This window comes from Pinisolibacter sp., assembly GCF_036782435.1.
GTDB lineage: Bacteria > Pseudomonadota > Alphaproteobacteria > Rhizobiales > Ancalomicrobiaceae > CALBKH01.
In genome coordinates, this window is record NZ_DAIPZB010000029.1 from 33166 (window position 1) to 49924 (window position 16759).

15 protein-coding genes are annotated in these 16759 nt (G+C 65.9%); 5 read left to right on the top strand and 10 right to left on the bottom strand.

Annotation, left to right across the window (positions count from 1 at the left end):
- Positions 1–41: 41 nt before the first annotated feature.
- A complete protein-coding gene (locus V7Q42_RS13660; RefSeq protein WP_333824644.1) occupies positions 42–1772 on the bottom strand; it encodes a ParB N-terminal domain-containing protein in 1731 nt (576 codons plus the stop codon).
- A gap of 296 nt (positions 1773–2068) precedes the next feature.
- On the opposite strand from V7Q42_RS13660, the gene V7Q42_RS13665 reads away from it, so the two are divergent.
- The 5 genes from V7Q42_RS13665 (at position 2069) to V7Q42_RS13685 (ending at position 4639) form a co-directional block, all read left to right on the top strand.
- A complete protein-coding gene (locus V7Q42_RS13665; RefSeq protein WP_333824645.1) occupies positions 2069–2371 on the top strand; it encodes a BrnT family toxin in 303 nt (100 codons plus the stop codon).
- Positions 2355–2627 carry a BrnA antitoxin family protein gene (locus V7Q42_RS13670; RefSeq protein ID WP_333824646.1) on the top strand — a complete coding sequence of 91 codons (273 nt, stop codon included), beginning with the start codon at positions 2355–2357 and terminating at the stop codon, positions 2625–2627. Before V7Q42_RS13665 ends, V7Q42_RS13670 begins: the two co-directional genes overlap by 17 nt.
- Before the next feature lie 130 nt (positions 2628–2757).
- Positions 2758–2892, top strand: a complete 135-nt coding sequence (locus V7Q42_RS13675) for an XRE family transcriptional regulator (protein WP_333824647.1) — start codon at positions 2758–2760, stop codon at positions 2890–2892.
- Between the two features lie 130 nt (positions 2893–3022).
- Positions 3023–3805, top strand: a complete 783-nt coding sequence (locus tag V7Q42_RS13680) for an HNH endonuclease signature motif containing protein (RefSeq protein WP_333824648.1) — start codon at positions 3023–3025, stop codon at positions 3803–3805.
- Between the two features lie 177 nt (positions 3806–3982).
- Positions 3983–4639 carry a hypothetical protein gene (locus V7Q42_RS13685; protein WP_333824649.1) on the top strand — a complete coding sequence of 219 codons (657 nt, stop codon included), beginning with the start codon at positions 3983–3985 and terminating at the stop codon, positions 4637–4639.
- 34 nt (positions 4640–4673) lie between these two features.
- Here V7Q42_RS13685 and V7Q42_RS13690 read toward each other — a convergent pair whose 3' ends face one another.
- The 9 genes from V7Q42_RS13690 to V7Q42_RS13730 form a co-directional block, all read right to left on the bottom strand.
- Positions 4674–9731, bottom strand: a complete 5058-nt coding sequence (locus V7Q42_RS13690; RefSeq protein WP_333824650.1) for an N-6 DNA methylase — start codon at positions 9729–9731, stop codon at positions 4674–4676.
- Between the two features lie 208 nt (positions 9732–9939).
- On the bottom strand, positions 9940–10542 hold the full coding sequence (locus V7Q42_RS13695; protein WP_333824651.1) for a DUF1419 domain-containing protein: 603 nt from the start codon (positions 10540–10542) through the stop codon (positions 9940–9942).
- 156 nt (positions 10543–10698) lie between these two features.
- Positions 10699–11595 (bottom strand): DUF3991 and toprim domain-containing protein, encoded by an 897-nt coding sequence (locus V7Q42_RS13700; RefSeq protein WP_333824652.1) that lies wholly within the window; start codon positions 11593–11595, stop codon positions 10699–10701.
- A 269-nt stretch (positions 11596–11864) separates the two neighbouring features.
- Entirely contained in the window at positions 11865–12041 is a 177-nt protein-coding gene (locus tag V7Q42_RS13705; protein WP_333824653.1) for a hypothetical protein, read from the bottom strand.
- A gap of 325 nt (positions 12042–12366) precedes the next feature.
- Entirely contained in the window at positions 12367–13449 is a 1083-nt protein-coding gene (gene modC, locus V7Q42_RS13710; protein WP_333824654.1) for a molybdenum ABC transporter ATP-binding protein, read from the bottom strand.
- The gene (gene modB / locus V7Q42_RS13715; RefSeq protein WP_333824655.1) at positions 13442–14116 is read right to left on the bottom strand and encodes a molybdate ABC transporter permease subunit; all 675 of its coding nucleotides are present in this window, start codon (positions 14114–14116) and stop codon (positions 13442–13444) included. Before modB ends, modC begins: the two co-directional genes overlap by 8 nt.
- A gap of 7 nt (positions 14117–14123) precedes the next feature.
- The gene (modA, locus tag V7Q42_RS13720; RefSeq protein ID WP_333824656.1) at positions 14124–14903 is read right to left on the bottom strand and encodes a molybdate ABC transporter substrate-binding protein; all 780 of its coding nucleotides are present in this window, start codon (positions 14901–14903) and stop codon (positions 14124–14126) included.
- 12 nt (positions 14904–14915) lie between these two features.
- Positions 14916–15698: a molybdate ABC transporter substrate-binding protein gene (modA, locus tag V7Q42_RS13725; RefSeq protein WP_333824657.1), complete on the bottom strand. Its 783-nt coding sequence runs from the start codon at positions 15696–15698 to the stop codon at positions 14916–14918.
- A gap of 56 nt (positions 15699–15754) precedes the next feature.
- A complete protein-coding gene (locus V7Q42_RS13730; RefSeq protein ID WP_333824669.1) occupies positions 15755–16534 on the bottom strand; it encodes a sulfite exporter TauE/SafE family protein in 780 nt (259 codons plus the stop codon).
- Between the last annotated feature and the right edge of the window lie 225 nt (positions 16535–16759).

Sequence of the window (16759 nt, forward strand, 5' to 3'; positions counted from 1 at the left end):
AGATCGTTCGGAAAGAAGAGAAAGACGACCGAGGCCCCGGCCTATTCGGCGGCGGCACGCCAGCCGTCGTCTTCGGTCTCGGTCGGGGACCGCTCAGGGATGTCGGCCATTTCGTCGAGCGGCGCCGGATCGAGGACGTCGGGCTCGCCCTCGCCATCGGGGACGTCGTTCGTCTTCAGATATTCGACGAGCTTCGCCGGGTCGGGTCGGAACAGCGCGGCGGAATGAACGAAGCGTCCCTCCTTGAAATGCTCGACCAGCGCGGCCCGGGTGTCCTTGACCCGCGGTTTCGGCTGCACCGAGGTTTCGGCGCAGGCGGCTTCGAGCGCTTGGCGCGACAGGCACGAGAGAAAGTCCTCGGTGCCCATGTTGGGGAGATGGGCGTCGGCGCCGATCGCCACGCCGGCGACCCGCGCGACCATGCCGCTCTGGGTCCGGTCCTCGCGGGTCGACAGCACATCGACGAGCACCGCGCGGGCGACCTGTTGCAGCGTCTCGCGATCGTAGTCGAGCCTGCCGTCCGGCCCGATCAGCCGCACGGCGTGTCGTGCCATCCGCCCGAAGCCATAGGCGTGACCATCTGCGCCGGAGGCGACCGAGACGTTCTGACCGGCGAAGGCGAGCACCAGCAGCGCGGTCAGCGTGTCGTCCTCGATCGGCGCGTGGGCGAGTGCCTCGTGCAGCGCGTCGGTGCGGAGATCGCCGATCATCTCGATCCCCTTGCGGGTGACGTCCGGACGGGACTTCGGCAACGCGTCGACACCGACGTCGTCGATCTCGTCGGTCTCGGAACTCGACCCTGTGTCCCCCCTCCCCTTCAACGCCGGCTTCTTCACTTCGGGCATCCGATAGACGGCGGTCTGCACCGCGCCCTTCTGATCGAGATAGATCGCGGTGCAGTCGCCCTTGCCGGGCTTGCCGTAGATGCGTTGCGCCTTCGCCGGCAGCTTCGGCTCGCCCCAGTTGGTCGCCTCGACGATCAGACCGCGCTTCGGCAGATGGTTCGACATCCACTCGTGCTGAGCACCGAGAAAGGCCTCGACGTCCGTGGTGTAGCGGCTGTCCTCGCCCGCCGGCGCGAACAGATCCTCGCTCCAGGCGATGCCGTAGGCGCGCGCGAGATCCTCCTCGAACTTCGCATCGCGCGCGAACATCCGGCGCTTCTCGAGCGCCTGGGCGACACTCCACCAGCTCGTCGTGTCGCCCTTCTTCGGCCTGTGCTTTTTCCAGACCTCGGCCTGTTCCTCGACGGGAGCGGCCGCGATGACACGGAGCTGGCGTTCCTCGGGCATGTCACCCTTCGCCATCTGATCGAGCATGGCCGGCAGCACGCCAGCGAGCAGGCGCAGCTTGCGGATCTGGCGGATCGGCAGCGCCAGCGCCGCGGCGATCGCCTCTTCCGTCCAGCGCAGCATGACCAGACGTTCGATCGCCCTCCACTGGTCGACCGGGTTCAGGGCCTCGCGTGCGATGTTCTCGACCATCGAGCGCATCGCGCCCCGAGACACCGGATCGTCGTTCGCCGCTTCGTCGACGAGGACCTCGATCTCCTCGAGGCCGGCAGCGATCGCCTGGGCGACGCGGCGATGCCCGGCGTCGATGACCCAGCCGTTGCCACCGTCCCGCTGCGGCGAGACGATCGGCGGCTGGATGATGCCGACGGCCTTGATGGTCGCGAGCAACAACGCGTCGGCCTGCGGGCTCGACCGGGTTCGGCGCATCCGGTCGGGGTTCTCGACGAGCGCGCGGGGATCGACTTTGACGATCTGCATGGGGGGAAGCTCCTTCATCGGGTTGCCGGGCTCGCGGTCCGCGAACCCTTCCTCGTCTTCTCATCCGAAGACCCCCTCGACCCCGCAGAGCGGACGGAGCGGGGCAACTGCGGCGGAGCGGCCCTGCCCGGCGGGCCGAGCGGGGCGTGAAGCGCCCTGCGACGAACGACGGGCCGGGAACGCGATCGCGGCGGTTGAGCGCCAGCGGCGCCGAACCGGCCGATCTGCGAGGAGGGTTCCCTTCTCCCTCCCTTCTTCCCCTCTTGAATTTCGTGTATATCATGGGAATATACGGCATGATCGATTGGGAACGGATCACGGGCTTTGATTGGGACGCTGGCAACGCCCGCAAGAACGCGGACAAGCACGACGTCGGTCAGTCCGAAGCCGAGCAGGTGTTCTTCAACGACCCTCTGCTGATGGTTCCCGATCTCGCCCATAGTGCTGCCGAGCAGCGCATTCATGCCCTGGGGCAGACCGACGACGGCAGATTGCTGCACGTCACGTTCACGCTCCGGGATGACGAGAGCAAGATCCGCGTGGTCTCGGCGCGAGACATGAGCCGACGAGAGAGGGTCGTCTATGGCCAGGAAACATGAGCCTGCGCCCGAGTTCCGCTCCGAAGCGGAAGAAAGGGCCTATTGGGAAAGCCACGATTCCGTCGACCACATCGACTGGAGCAAGGCTGCACGTGTGCGTCTTCCGAACCTGAAGCCGTCTTCGACTTCGATCTCGTTGAGATTGCCGAATGCGCTTCTGGAGCGGATCAAGATCGCTGCCAACAAGCGTGACGTGCCGTATCAGTCGCTCATCAAGACGTGGTTGGCCGAAAAAATCGACACTCCAGCGAAGTGATGTGACGCCGATGCCACCGCCGTACGAACCGGCGCCGAAGACCATCGTTTTTCCGGAAACCGGCCAACTCCTCCGCCGAGGTACGCGACCCTTCGTCGTCTCCTACGGGGGACACAGCCGGACCGTCGAATTGGCCGGATATTACCCGGAAGAGGGGGACGACGGCATTCACGTCGGCGACGACATGGCCGTCACCGACGCGGCGCTGCGGCAGTTGAAGGAAGAAGTCGAAATGATCCCGTCGCACGGACAGGGGAAACAGTGAGGATCGGCGTTGCGGGTATCTGTTGCTCAACCAACTATTTCACCTGGAAGCTGCGGCAGCTCGCTCCGATCCATGCGCCCGAGACCGTCGAGCTCGACCGCATCGTCTCTGCCATGGGCCGGAGGATACCATGGCTGAGCCGACCCTCCCGACGATCAAGCGGCTCTTCATCGAGTCAGGACGTCGATGCGCCTTTCCGGGGTGCGAAACGCCGCTCGTCCTCGAGAGCGGGGAGATCATCGGCGAGATCTGTCACATCAGGGCCCGCAATGCGCGCGGGCCGCGCCATGATCCCAACCAGAGCGAAGCGCAGCGGCAAGGCTATGACAATCTATTGCTGCTTTGCCCTACGCATCACCGCGTCATCGACGCCCAGCCTGCAGCCTACACCGTCGAGGTGTTGCAGGAGATGAAAGCACAGGCCATAGCGAACCTCGACGGGACCGAGCGCCCTTCGGACAGGATTTTCGCAGGCGGACTGCTGGGGAAGCTGCGCGATGTGGTCATCAACGACAACCAAGGCAATATCGCGATCAACAGCCCGGGGGCCATTCAGGCGGGAACTCTGGTCGTCAAGTCCACGCGGGGCACGACCAAGATCAATCCGCCACCCGGATCGATCGGCGCCGATGGCGATGCGCGGCGATATGTGAAGCATCTCATAGATCGCTATATCGAGTTCGCGAGAAGCGATACCTCCCGGACCGGTCAGTTCAAGCCTGCGGTCATCTACGCGACCATCAAACGGGAGTTCGGATCGCAATGGGAACTAGTCAGCCGTGACCGCTTCTCGGGCCTCTGCGCTTATCTCCAGCAGCGCATCGCGAAGACACGCCTCGGCAGGAGCAATGCGGCGAAAGGTCATGCGCTCTATTCGAGCTTTGAAGCATTCAAGCTCAAGCACCGGACGTAGGACCGCAGGGCAACCATTTGCATCACTCTTCTTTTGTGATAAGGGGTTGTTTTGGCGCCTCCGGCCAGACCTGTCGCCGGGTCAAAGAGGAGCAAAGTTTCAGACCTCACTATGCGACTGGCCTTGTGGCCGCTTTGTAATCGGCGATAAGCGGCTTTCCAGCAGGGACGGTTTGCCGTGTTTCCGATCATTTTGTCCGATGAAAATTGGCGCGCAGGAAAAGCCACACTGCACGCTGCATTACCCGCTGTGCGCTCCGGCCATTTGACCGAAGCGATCGCGGCCGGATTAGGCGCTCGCCAGCACGCCAGCATCGTTGCCAAAATCCAAATGGATGGCAGACGGCACGCTGAGCTGGCACTTGGTCACGATACGCTCTTCGTTCAGCGCCTTGCCCAGCTGGGCTATCCGGACATAGCGCTTGGGCATTTCGATGCCGCATTCTCCGCAAGTGCGGTGCCGCATCCCATTTATGCGTCGTTCAAGCGTGGCGATAGACTCGCGAATGACAGCCATTATCAACATTGCAAGCGCCTTGGACGACCGATGATGATGGTGAGGATGGCTCGCACATACGCTGAACTCGAGTGGGACTGCATAACAGTAGATCCAAGCGAAGAGACTTACCTTCACAATGATCGTGGCCGCGACCTGGTCGGTGTCATGTTCAATCTGTTCCAAGCGCGCGCGAAGGGCGCCCCAGGCAAGCCGCTTTTCTTTGGATCGGCATTTACAGGGACGATCAAGAAGCTTCTTCCCGAAACTGCGCGCAGACTAGCGGAGGATTATTTTAGGTTGCTGTATTTGCCACTTCTTGAGCAGCAAGTTCGGTAAGGGCGAGTCAACCAATACTTACATCTTCGACGCGCTACTGATGCACCTCCGCTGCCAACGCCCTCTCTATGTCGGCGAGCTGCCGCCGCTTGTCGGCGAGATCCTCGGCGAAGGCGAACGTGCCGTCCTGGCGTGACCGGTAGGAGGCGAGACGGCCCCTCGCTTCGTCACTCCGGCGACGCTGCCGCTCCCGCTCCTCCTCGAAGCCAGAAATCGCATGCTCGAGCCGGGCGATGGCGCCGAGCGGCGTGACGGTCAGCGGCAGTTCGATCTCGTGATCGGCGCCGGTCCTGAGCAACATGATCGTGGTGCGGAAACCATCCCCACCGAACCGCTCGCCACGGAACTCCACATCGAAGCCGCCGATCGAGGCGATGACGGTGTCGCCCTCCTGCCGAAGCTGGACGAGGGTGAGGATCTCCTTCATCAGCGCGCGGCCGGCGGCCTTGCGCTCGGTGAAGGCCTCTCCCGTCACCATCATGGCGAACGCATCACCGGCAGTCGGCACCAGACGAGCAATGTCCTCGCCGATGTCTTTGATGCGGCGGGTCGCGTGCTCGACGTCGCGCTCGGCATCGCGGATCTGACGACGGACGGAGAAGAGGTCGTCGTCGTGGGCGGCGCGCAGACGCTCCAGCCGGGCGATGTCCGCCTCGAGCCCGGCCTTCTGCATCAGGCGCTGGTCGCCGGAGGCAATCGCCTTGGCCATGGCAAACTGATTGGCCTGCCCTTCGCCGAGGTCCTCGAGCCGACGGATCGAGGTATCGCCCGAGAGTGCTGCGCCGATGAAGCGGGCCTTGCGCTCGTTGTTCTGCCACATGGTGGCGTCGAGTGATCCCTCGGTCGCGTAAGCGTAGATGTCGATGTCGTCGTGCTGATTGCCCTGCCGGACGATCCGCCCCTCGCGCTGCTCGATCTCGGAGGGGAGCCAAGGCACGTCGAGATGATGCAGCGCCTTCAGCCGGAGCTGGGCGTTGACCCCGGTCCCCATCGTCTCCGAACTGCCGATCAGGAAACGGACCTTGCCGGCGCGCACGTCGCCGAACAGGCGCTGCTTCGCCTCCGACTTCTTGTGGTCCTGCATGAAGGCGATCTCGGCGGCCGGCACGCCGAGACGAACGAGTTCATCACGGATCCAGCGGTAGGCCGAGAAGCCACGGGTCTTCTCGACATTGATCGTGCCGAGGTCGGAGAAGATCATCTGCGCGGCGCCGGCGAGCTCGTAGGGTTTGCCGTCGGGGCGGACGTAGGCATTCTCCCCCGTCTCCCGCCAGATGCGGAAGGCGTTGGCGACGAGGAGGTTGAGCTTGTTCTCCGGCTCGTCGTCGTTGTCGGGATCGACGAGGCGCAGATCGATCGCCGCGTGCCGACCATCGGTGATGACCGAGAGCAGGATGTCGTCGCCGGGCTCCGCCGGACGGTCGCGCTCTTCGATCGCCTTGATCCGAACATCGAGCACGGTCTGGTAACGCTTGAAAGCCGCCGTCGGCTTGGCGGTCAGGATCTGCCGCTTGCCCGTCGCGATCGCCGGCACCTTCACGTACCGGCGCAGGTCTTCCGGCAGCACGACGTCGGCGAAGCTGCGGAACATCGCGATCAGTTCGGGCACGTTGACGAAGCTCGCGAAGCGGCTCACCGGCTTGTACCTGCCGGAGGGCTGGAGTTCGAGTTCCGTGGTGGTGTCGCCGAAGGTCGAGGCCCAGGCGTCGAACTCGTGGAGACCGCGTGCCATCAACGCCTGATGGTCCATCAGCCGCTGCACCGAGAACATCTCGCCGAGGGTGTTGGTGATCGGCGTGCCCGAAGCGAGGATCAACGCCCGGCCCGGGTTCTTGGTCTCGATGAAGCGCGACTTCACCCAGAGATCCCAGGCGCGCTGCGACCCGTTCGGATCAACGCCCTTCAGTGTCGACATGTTGGTGGCGAAGGAGAGTTTGCGGAACTCTTGCGCCTCGTCGACGATGATCTGGTCGACACCGATCTCCGAGATCGTGAGGAGGTCGTCCTTGCGGGTCGCGAGCGCCTCGAGCCGTTCCTTCAACCCCTCCTTCAGCCGTTCGAGGCGCTTGCGCGAGACGCGATCCTCGCCGTCGACCTTTGTGACGAGGTCCTCGTAGAGTTCGAGCTCGTCTCGGATCATCTGCTGCTCGAACGCCGAGGGCACGCCGATGAAGCGGAAGGCGGAATGCGTGATCAGGATCGCATCCCAGGTCGCCGTCGCCGCCCGGGCGAGGAACCGCTGCCGTTTCTCCTTCACGAAATTGGTCTCGTCGGCGACGAGGATGCGGGCGCTCGGATAGAGCGCCAGGAACTCGCGCGCCGCCTGCGCCAGGCAATGGCCGGGGACGACCAGCATCGCCTTGGCGATCAGGCCGAGACGACGCTGCTCCATGACGGCGGCGGCCATCGTCATGGTCTTGCCGGCGCCGACGGCATGGGCGAGGTAGGTCGAACCGGCGGCGACGATCCGCCAGATGCCACGCTTCTGGTGGGAATAGAGCGTGAAGGCACCAGAGGCTCCCGGCAGTTTCAGGTGCGATCCGTCGAAGCGGCGCGGCGCGAGGTCGTTGAAGCGGTCGTTGTAGATCCGCGCCAGCCGATCGGTGCGGTCGGGATCGGTCCAGACCCAGGTCTGGAACGCGATCTTGATCTTGGCGAGCTTCTCCTTCGCCGCTTCGGTATCGACGACATTGAGGATGCGGCGCTCCCTGCCGTCCTCCTCCACCGTGTCGAAGATCTGCGGCACGCGAGAGTTCAGCGCATCGGCCAGCAGTTCGCCGGCATGGCGGCGCTCGGTGCCCCATTCCGAGGTGCCGGTAGCCAACCAACCGAGCTGACGCGCCTCGACGGTCCACGAGGCGAGTTCCGGCATGTGGTGGATGCGGATGGCGGCGCCCATCGTCTCCTGCACGAAGGTGACGATGTCGGAAGCCGGGATCCACGGCGCGCCGAGGCGAGCGGTGATCTCGGAAGGGCGGAGATCTGCCGGCTGCACGGCTTCGAGGGCTCGGACGTTCCTCTCGAAGACGGGATCGAGCGCGGCCGCGGCCGTCGCCACCTCGAGCTTCTTGCGCACGGGACCGGAGAGATAGGCATCCGCCGTCTGCCAAGCGCCATCGACGGGATCGCGGAAGATCGCCTCGCCGAGTTCGACCAGCACGTCGTCGACGTCCCGGTGGAGCAGTTCGGCGATGTGGTCGAGATCGACGCGACCGCGCTCGTTCAGCACCACGGCGAGCGCGTCGGCGGCGGACGTGATCACCGGTGGGGCGGGCGGCGCGATCACGCGAGCCGAAAAGATCGGCCCCGGCTTCGCCGTGTCGGTATCGAGATCGTAGTCCTCGATCGAGGCGACCAACCAACAGTCGGGATCGTCCCGGAACGGCGCGAGGTTCGGCTGACGATGGCTCTCGCGCGCCTCGCCGGTCTCGACATCCTCGGTGACCGAGACCGTGGTGTGGTTGATCGGGCCGAAGGTTCGAACGAAGGCGCCCCAGGCGATCCGCAGCCGTACCTGCGCCGGCTGCCACGGCCGGTCGGCCTCCTGGCACGCGAGGATCTCGCGCACGGCATCGCGGATCGGGATCAGCTTGCCGATGATCCGGATGTGCGTCTCGGAAGCCCCCTCGCCGCCCCTACCCTTGCGGACCGTGACCGGCACCGGCACGCCGGCGACGATCTGCATGAGACCTCGGCGCCGGTCCATCAGATAGCTGCCCTCGCGAACATGGGATCCGGCATCGATGGGAGTGACGGCCGGCGCCTCGTCGTCTTCGGCATCGACCGGCTCAGGTTCGCCGTCGTAGATCGCTTCCGGCAGACCCGAGACGGCACGGCCGAGGGCGGTCTCGAGAGCCTCGTCGCCGGCGAGGCAGGTGTAGGTCTCACCGAACGGACCGGAGGTCAGCGCGTGGGTGCCGAGCACCTGCTCCGGGTGGCGAGCGAACCAGGCGTTGACGCGGATCGCGCCGTCCTCGTCGCCGGCCGGGCGCTCCTCGGCGAGATCGAGCCAGGTCGTATCGCCTCGCGGCTCGCCCGCCTTGCGCTTACGGAAGAAGAGGATGTCCACCACCACGTCGGTGCCGGCATCGGCGCGGAAGCTGCCCTCGGGCAGACGGATGGCGGCGACGAGATCGGCCGACTTCGCGATGTGTTCGCGCGCCGTGCCGTCGGCCTTGTCGAGCGTGCCGGAACTCGTGACGAAGGCAGCGAGGCCGCCGGGTTTCAGGAGATCGATCGACCGGGCGATGAAGTAGTCGTGGAGACGCAGACCGAGCGAGCGATAGGCACGGTCGGAGCGAACCGTGCGATCGGAGAAGGGCGGATTGCCGATCGCCAGATCGAAGTTCGCCGCCAGCTCGGTTCGCGCGAAATCCCCCGCGAGGATCCGCGCCCACGGCTGCAACAGCCGGGCGATCCGCGCCGTCACCGGGTCGAGCTCGACCCCGGTGACGTGCGAGACGGATCGAAAGGCTTCGGGCATCAGCGCCGGGAAGAGCCCGGAGCCGATCCCGGGCTCCAACACGTGGCCACCGCGCCAACCGAGGCGTTCGAGACCGGCCCAGATCGCGCGGACGATCACCTCGGGCGTGAAGTGAGCATACTGAGTGCAGCGGGCGAGCGAGGTATGCTCCCCCTCCCCGACCGCGTCCTCGAGGTCGGCGCCGATCTCTTCCCAACCGGTACGGAATGCCGTCTCTCCGGGGCGGCGGAAGACACCGTTCGCGAGCTCCGATGCACCGAAGCCGATGAAGCGGATGAGGCGCTCCTGTTCCTCAGCCGTCGCCGGACGGTTCTCGCGTTCGATCGCGGCCGCCAGTCGAATGGCCTCGATGTTGTCGCATGCCCTCGCCTTCCAACCGGCGGCGAGCCCGCGGGTCTCTTCGAGATGGAAGTTCTCCCCGAGATCCCTCTCGGAAGCGACCGGCCGAACGAAGACGGCCCCCGTCGAGGCGGGGGCCGGCGTCGATGGCGGCGGATCGTCGGGATCGTCGTCGGGCGGCGGCGACAAGGCGCCGAGGCCGAAGCCCAGACCAGAGGAAAGACCGGTCGTCCCGAAGAGATCGAGGGTGAAGGGATCGATGGAACTCATGAGAGCTTGCTCCTCATGTGAAGGCGCGCGGCACCGCTCCGCCCGAACGGATCGGCAGAGGCGGTGCCTCGGATGGGGTCTGAAGGATGGGCTTACCGGTCTCGGCCGACGGTTCCGGATCGAGATGAGCGGCGGCGACCGCGCACGATCGTTGCCGTCGGCCCCTCGGCGGATCGGCCGTGGGTGATGGTCGTCCGGCCGTCTGAGTTCACGCCGCCGCGGCGTCGGTGACGGCGAGCAGTCGGCCCGGCAACTTGGCCGCGATCTCTTGGATCGTCAGTTCCTCGAGCAGTCTCGTTCGAGCGCCGAGCCCCGGCCCATAGACCACGACGAAGCGTCGGCCCCTCGCCTCGACCGGCCAATCGGCGCCGGCATGGCCGCGGTAGGCGTCATGGGCCTCGCTCCAGATGTGTTCGAGGCACTCCGCGCGGGTCATCCCGCGACCGGGAAGGGCCTCGCGCTCGAGGATCGCTCGGCGCATCCGCTCCGGCGAACCACGGTCGGCGAGATCGCAATAACCGTGGAACCAGCGCACCCGACCCCGGACCCTGAGCGCGAAGAAGATGCTGGTGACGGAGCCGGTCAGATATTCGGCGAGCGCGAACATGCCGCCGCGCATCCACAGCGGCGGCAGGAGGTCGAGCATGTGATCGTAGTCGGCCTCGGCGATCTCGAACCACTCGCCGGCATGAAGACCACCGGCATCGGACGATCGGAACGGGTGCCCGACGTGGCGGTCGAACAGACGGTACATCTGGCGTCGATCGACGACACCCTCGAACACCTTGCGAATGGGGGAAGACGGGATCATGGCGGTTCTCCGACTCATGGACCGCAGCACGGCCATCCCCTCGGGACGCCCTCCTCTCCGATCCTTCCTGACCCCTCCCCCGACGCCGCCTCGCCGGCCGGCCGGGTCGAGGGCCGGCGGAGCCGGGCGAAGCTTCACCCTCGAGGCGGTCGACGGTCAGGCGGCAGGGCTTCCTCCGCCCTTTCCTCCCACCGTTCCCTTCGTCTCCTGCAACATCAGGTTCCAGTCCCGCTGCACCGGTGACAGGCGCAGTCGACGGCAACCGGTCTCTTCGGCCATCGTCCGAAGCCGCTCGGCATAGATCTCGCCCTGAGCGTCGGCGTCGGTCGCGGCGACGAGCAACGTCTCCGGCCGAGAGGCGAGCCGGCGCAACGCGACCTCGGTCGCCGGAGACCAACCGCCGCCGGTCGCGACATAGAGGCTGTCCGGTCTCGCCCCTTCCAGATCGGCGAGGCTCATCGCGTCGATCGCCGCCTCGGTGACGCAGATCCGTGACGCTCCAGCCGACCCGAACCGGAACAGCACTTTCTCCCCGCCGGTCGAGAAGCCTCGCCACCGGGAGCCACGCTCTTCCCAGCCGACGAGAGCACCGTCGTCGTCGGAATAGGCCGCCCACATGCTTCCCTTCGGCCCCTCGCGCAGCAGATCCTGCCGGATCGCCGCGCGGAGGACGAGCTCCGAAAGCCCCCGCTCGTCGCGGAGATAGCGCCAGGTCGTCGAACCGGCCCGAGGTGCGCGTCGCCCCCTCCAGCGTTCGGCGATCGAGACATCGGTCGCGACGTCTCTCCGCGGGCGACGCCACGCCGGCGCGTTCGTCGTCACGCCGACGAGGCCGGCGACCCGATCGAGCGCCTCGGGGAAACTCTCTCCATGGAGATGGGCGACGAGAGCGAAGACATCGCCCTTCGCATCGGAGAGCGGATCGAACCATCCCCTCCCCTCGTGGGTCACGATGACGATCTCGGCGGCGCGACGATACTTGAGCGCTCGTCGCGTGCTCTCGCGCGGATCGAGCGCGCAGCCTGCCGCCTCCAGCACGGCGGCGCAGGTCACCCGCCCTCGCAGGTCTTCAATTTGGTGCTTCTCCATTGGCTTTCTGCCGGCGCGCGGCGCCAGGCCTCCTCTCTTGTCGGACCAATCTTCCCGGGAGACTCCCCGGTCCCGATCCAACGGCCGCAACGCGGGAAGGCCGGCAAGGGCGCGGACGGCAAGAAAACATCAATGGGATGCGCCGGCTCGCCGGCGCGTCCACCCCATCGTCCGCGGCGAAGCCTCCCTTGCGGCCACGCACGCGCTCGCGGCACTCGGAGGAAAATGCGGGCTCATTGAGCCCGCCACGGATCGAACTCGTGGATCACCTCGACGTCGTCTTCGTCGTCGATCTCGTCGGCCGGCAGCACGCCGTATTCGTCTCCGGACAGGAAGAGAACGACCGGGACCATCAGGGTGCGGGCGAGATCGAGAGCATGAGACCGAGCGAGCGAGAGGTCGTGGGACATGGGGAAGGGCTCCATCGCGGAGCGGGGCCGATCCCCGCTCGATGGCTCCCCCGGGGTCACGCCCCGGCCGCGATCACCGCGCAGGCGCAGCCGGAAGCGGCGGCACGCTCGCGTAGCCGACCCCGAAGCGGGTTGATCGTGGAAGGTCGGGGTGTGACGGGATGCCGTCGATCAGAGCGGGGGTCGGACCGGCTCTCCCGGAGGACCGGGCAATTTCCATTCACGACGGCGGTTGGTCGGTGGCCGCAAGATGCCCATTGCGACATTTGGTGACGATTCCTGCGATCACCTCCAATTCGAAGCAATCGGCGTTGTTGTCGAGTGTTCAGCCCAGCAGTGCCACGGCCTTGATCTGCACGAACAACGGCATACCGAGCCGTAGACCGAGGTATTCGCTCGATCGGCGTGTAACCCGGGCAACCAAGCGCTCTCCGCCCGAAAGGCTCGTCTCCACGAGCACATGGCCCGATGTCGGTGCATCCCCGATCGCCGTCACCATCGCCGGCAGGATGTTCATTATGCTCATGTCGGTATGCAGGCTCAAGCTGAGGCTCACGTCGCGGGCGTGAACCCGGCACCGCAGGCGTCGTCCGACGTCGTCTGATCTCCGCCCGACGAAGATCGCTCCGCCGTCGATGTCGAGACGTGTCAGATCATCGTCGTGCGCGCCGATGGTCGCCGAAAGGACGACCGAGGCGTCGTCGTCGAAACGCGAGGCCAGATCGATGCGTCCCATGGTCTGGGACAGTGGCCCCTCGGCGACGACCCGCCCTTCCTCCATGACCACCAGATGGTCGGCGAGCCGGGCGACCTCGTCGGGCGAATGGCTGACGTAGAGGATCGGGATCTCCGACGTCTCGTGAAGCCGCTCGAGATAGGGCAGTATCTCCGACTTCCGCTTCAAGTCGAGCGCCGCCAGTGGTTCGTCCATCAGGAGAAGGCGTGGTCGACGCAGCAACGCGCGGGCGATCGCCACGCGCTGCCGTTCGCCACCGGACAGACGCGTCGTGCTCCGCTCCAGGAGATGGGCGATCCCGAGCAGACCGAGAACGTCGTCGAAGCCCGCCTGCTCGGCCGTGAGCCCCGCCCGCGTCATGCCGTAGCGAAGATTGCCCATCACCGAGAGATGGGGAAAGAGGCTCGCCTCCTGGAACACCACCCCGATCGGACGACGATGGCTCGGCACGAAGAGGCCTCGGCTCTCGTCCTGCCAGACATCATCGCCGACGCTCAAGAACCCTCCGGGTGCCCGCACCAAGCCGGCGACACACCGAAGAACGGTGGTCTTGCCGGAGCCGGAATGCCCGAAGAGCGCCGTGACGCCTGACAGAGGCAGCCCGAGGTCGACGCTCAGAGCGAAAGGCGTGTAGTCCAGCTCGAACCGCGCCCTGATTTCGGCGTCAGACATCGATGCGATCCTTGCGGCGGGAATAGAGGGCGAGCAGGACGAGAAAGCTGAAGATCAGCATGCCTGCCGCCAGCCAGTGCGCCCGCCCGTATTCCATGGCCTCGACGTGATCGTAGATCTGCACCGAGATCAACCGTGTCTTGCCGGGAATGTTGCCGCCGATCATCAGCACGACGCCGAACTCGCCGATGGTGTGAGCGAACCCCAGAATGGCGGCGGTGACGAAGCCCGAGCGCGCGAGAGGAACCGCCACCGTGAAGAATGCCGCGAGAGGGGGTGCACCCAAGGTGGCGGCCACCTCCATGGGTCGGTCCCCCATGGCCTCGAAGGCGTTCTGGATGGGTTGGACCACGAAGGGCATGGAGTAGAAGACCGAGGCCACGACGATGCCGGTGAAGGTGAACGGCAAGGTCCCCCACCCCAGGGTGTTGAACAGTCTGCCGATCGGCCCCCATGGCCCCATGGCGAGCAGCATGTAGAAGCCGATCACCGTCGGCGGCAGGACCAGCGGGAGCGAGACCAAGGCTCCCACCGGCCCTTTGAGCCAGGACCTCGTTCGCGCCAACCACCATGCGATCGGCGTGCCGATCAGCAGCAGCAGCACGGTGACGGTCGCGGCCAGCCTGAGGGTGAGCAGAACGGCCTGGAGGTCTTCGGCGTTTGGCATCGCACCCTCACTTCGACGCGATTTCGCCGGGGAGCACGAAGCCGTAACGCGTCATGATGTGACGGGCGTCGGGTGTCGCCATGTAAGCGGCGAAGGTGGAAGCCAACGCATTGCCCTCGCCGTGCTTGGTCACGACATAAGCCTGCTCCAACGGCGAGTGCTTCTCGGCTGGAATGAGGGCGTATCCCCCCTTGCTCGTCAGTTCCTCATTGACGGCGAGCGACAGGGCGATGATGCCGATGTCGGCCGCGCCGCTCTGGACGTACTGGGCCGTCTGCGCGATGTTCTCGCCGAAGACCAGTTTGTCCTGGAGGGTGTCCCACAGCCCGACGGCGCGCAGGGCTTCCTCGGCGCGCTTGCCGTAAGGGGCGTGCTGCGGATTGGCGATGGCGATCTTCTTGATCGACGGATCGGTCAGATCGGCGAGCGTCAGCTTGCTGGCGTCGCGGGCGGCGCTCCACAGCACGATGCGGCCGATGGCATAGAGCTTCGGCTCGGTGATCGCCTGACCGGCGGCCTTCAACTCGCGTGCGAACCCGACGTCGGCGGAGAAGAAGATGTCGAACGGAGCGCCCTGCTGGATCTGGGTGTGGAACTTGCCGGACGAGCCGTAGATCACATCGACGTCGTCACCGGGGTGGGCCTTGCGGAAGGTGGCGGCGATCTCGTCCATGGCGAACTTGAGGTCGGCCGCCGCCGCGATGGTGACCTTCTCGGTGGCCTGAGCCGGTGCCAGCGACACGAACGCGGCCACCAGACCGGCGGCGAGGGACTTGATGAACGACATGGGTCGCACCTTTCAGTTGGGGAGGTCGTAGCCATAGGAACGGATGATCGCGCGGGCCTTGTCCGACCGGAGATGGTCGACGAGGTCCTTGGCCGCCGCGCTGTCCTTGCCGGGAGCGAGCAGGATCACGTCTTGGGCGAGCTGCGGGTAGAGGTCGGCCGGGACCATCCATGTCGACCCATTGGCGACCTTGCCGTCCGGCCCGACGATCTGGGAGAAGGCCACGAAGCCGAGTTCGGCATTGCCGCTGGCGACGAACTGGTAGGCCTGGGAGATGTTCTCGGCGGTCACGAGCTTCGGTTCGATCGCTTCCCAGACCCCGAGCTTCTTCATCACGACCTGTCCTGCGGCGCCGTAGACCGCGAGCTTGGGGTTGGCGAGCGCGAGGTGCCGATAGGAGCCGGTCCGAAGAACCTCGCCCTTGTCGTCGACGACGCCGGGCGTGGCGCTCCACAGGGTGAGCTTGCCGATGGCATAGGTGAAGCGTGTCTCGCCGATCGCGAGACCGTCTCGCACCAACGCGTCCGGTGTCTCGCGATCGGAGGAGACGAGCACCTCGAACGGCGCACCGGCCTTCATCTGCGAGTAGAACTTGCCGACGGTTCCGAAGGCGAGGACGGCCTTGTGGCCGGTCTCCGCCTCGAACTCGGCGGCGATCTTCTGCATCGGCGCAGTGAAGTTGGCAGCGACGGCGACCTGGATCTCGGCCGCACGAGTGCTCTGAGGTATACCGAGGAGCATGGCCCCCACCAGCATGCCGTAAAGGGCAACAACCGAACGTCGTTCTTGAAACATGGAGCCTCCAGCAAAGTGGTGTGAAGATCGTTGGGCGGTTGGGGGAAGTAGGAACCTCACCCGTGCCGCCAGACCTTCACCGAGGAGAGGACGAGGATCAGCGCCAGGACCGGCAGCAGCACGGACGAAGACACGAGGCCGAGCAGACGCCCACCGATGAAACTGCCGACGATCGAGCCGATCGCCATGACGATGACGAAGCGCTTGTTGCGGGCGAGCGTGGCGAAGGCGCTGTCGCGGCTGTAGCGAGCGAAGCCGACGACCATCGTCGGCAGGCTGACGGCGAGCGACAGGGAGCCCGCGAGCTTGATGTCGACACCGAAGAGAAGAACCAGCGTCGGGATCAACAGCTCCCCGCCGGCCACCCCCATCAGCGCCGCGACGACGCCGATGCCGAACCCCGCCAGGACGCCGGCGATCATCTGCCACGAGCCGGTCAGGGCGGCGTGCGCCCCGCCCGTCTCGTGCCCGAACAGCAACGCCCCGGCGATCAGGACCAACAACACGGCGATGATGCGGTAGAGCGCCTTCGATCCGAGCTTCGTCGCCCACCCCGCACCGAGCCAGGCACCGGCGAGGCTCCCGGCGAGCAGGTTGACGATGACCGGCCAATGATCGGCGACGGTCGCGAAGGGTACGGCAACGGCGCGGAACGGCAGCGCCGAGGCGACGACGATCAGGCTCATCGCCTTGTTGAGGATCACCGCCTCGAGCGCCCGGAAGCGATAGGGCCCGATCAGCAGCGGCAGGCGGAACTCCGCCCCGCCGAGCCCGATCAGCCCGCCGAGCGAGCCGATGAGTGCGCCACCGGCGAAGGCCGGCGCGGCCGACCGCATCGCCACGGGCGCGACGTCCGAGGGACCTCCTTCGGTATTCGATACGGCTACGGTCGGCGCTTCGCTCATCTCGTTTCCTCGAGGTCTCCAGCGCCGTCTCGGCGCCATGCATGAAAGAATATGAAAGTGCATGGAATGAGATATTTCGCGCACTTCCCTCTTCTTTTGAGCAGGGAAGCCGTGTCTCTTCGCGCTGTAAAGACGAACGAGATGGACGAACGATGC

Bases quoted from the DNA above. Each gene is read 5' to 3' on its own strand.
- V7Q42_RS13660 (WP_333824644.1), bottom strand. From the start codon at position 1,772: ATGCAGATCGTCAAAGTCGATCCCCGCGCGCTCGTCGAGAACCCCGAC.
- V7Q42_RS13665 (WP_333824645.1), top strand. From the start codon at position 2,069: ATGATCGATTGGGAACGGATCACGGGCTTTGATTGGGACGCTGGCAAC.
- V7Q42_RS13670 (WP_333824646.1), top strand. From the start codon at position 2,355: ATGGCCAGGAAACATGAGCCTGCGCCCGAGTTCCGCTCCGAAGCGGAA.
- V7Q42_RS13680 (WP_333824648.1), top strand. From the start codon at position 3,023: ATGGCTGAGCCGACCCTCCCGACGATCAAGCGGCTCTTCATCGAGTCA.
- V7Q42_RS13690 (WP_333824650.1), bottom strand. From the start codon at position 9,731: ATGAGTTCCATCGATCCCTTCACCCTCGATCTCTTCGGGACGACCGGT.
- V7Q42_RS13695 (WP_333824651.1), bottom strand. From the start codon at position 10,542: ATGATCCCGTCTTCCCCCATTCGCAAGGTGTTCGAGGGTGTCGTCGAT.
- V7Q42_RS13705 (WP_333824653.1), bottom strand. From the start codon at position 12,041: ATGTCCCACGACCTCTCGCTCGCTCGGTCTCATGCTCTCGATCTCGCC.
- modC (WP_333824654.1), bottom strand. From the start codon at position 13,449: ATGTCTGACGCCGAAATCAGGGCGCGGTTCGAGCTGGACTACACGCCT.
- modB (WP_333824655.1), bottom strand. From the start codon at position 14,116: ATGCCAAACGCCGAAGACCTCCAGGCCGTTCTGCTCACCCTCAGGCTG.
- modA (WP_333824656.1), bottom strand. From the start codon at position 14,903: ATGTCGTTCATCAAGTCCCTCGCCGCCGGTCTGGTGGCCGCGTTCGTG.
- modA (WP_333824657.1), bottom strand. From the start codon at position 15,698: ATGTTTCAAGAACGACGTTCGGTTGTTGCCCTTTACGGCATGCTGGTG.
- V7Q42_RS13730 (WP_333824669.1), bottom strand. From the start codon at position 16,534: ATGCGGTCGGCCGCGCCGGCCTTCGCCGGTGGCGCACTCATCGGCTCG.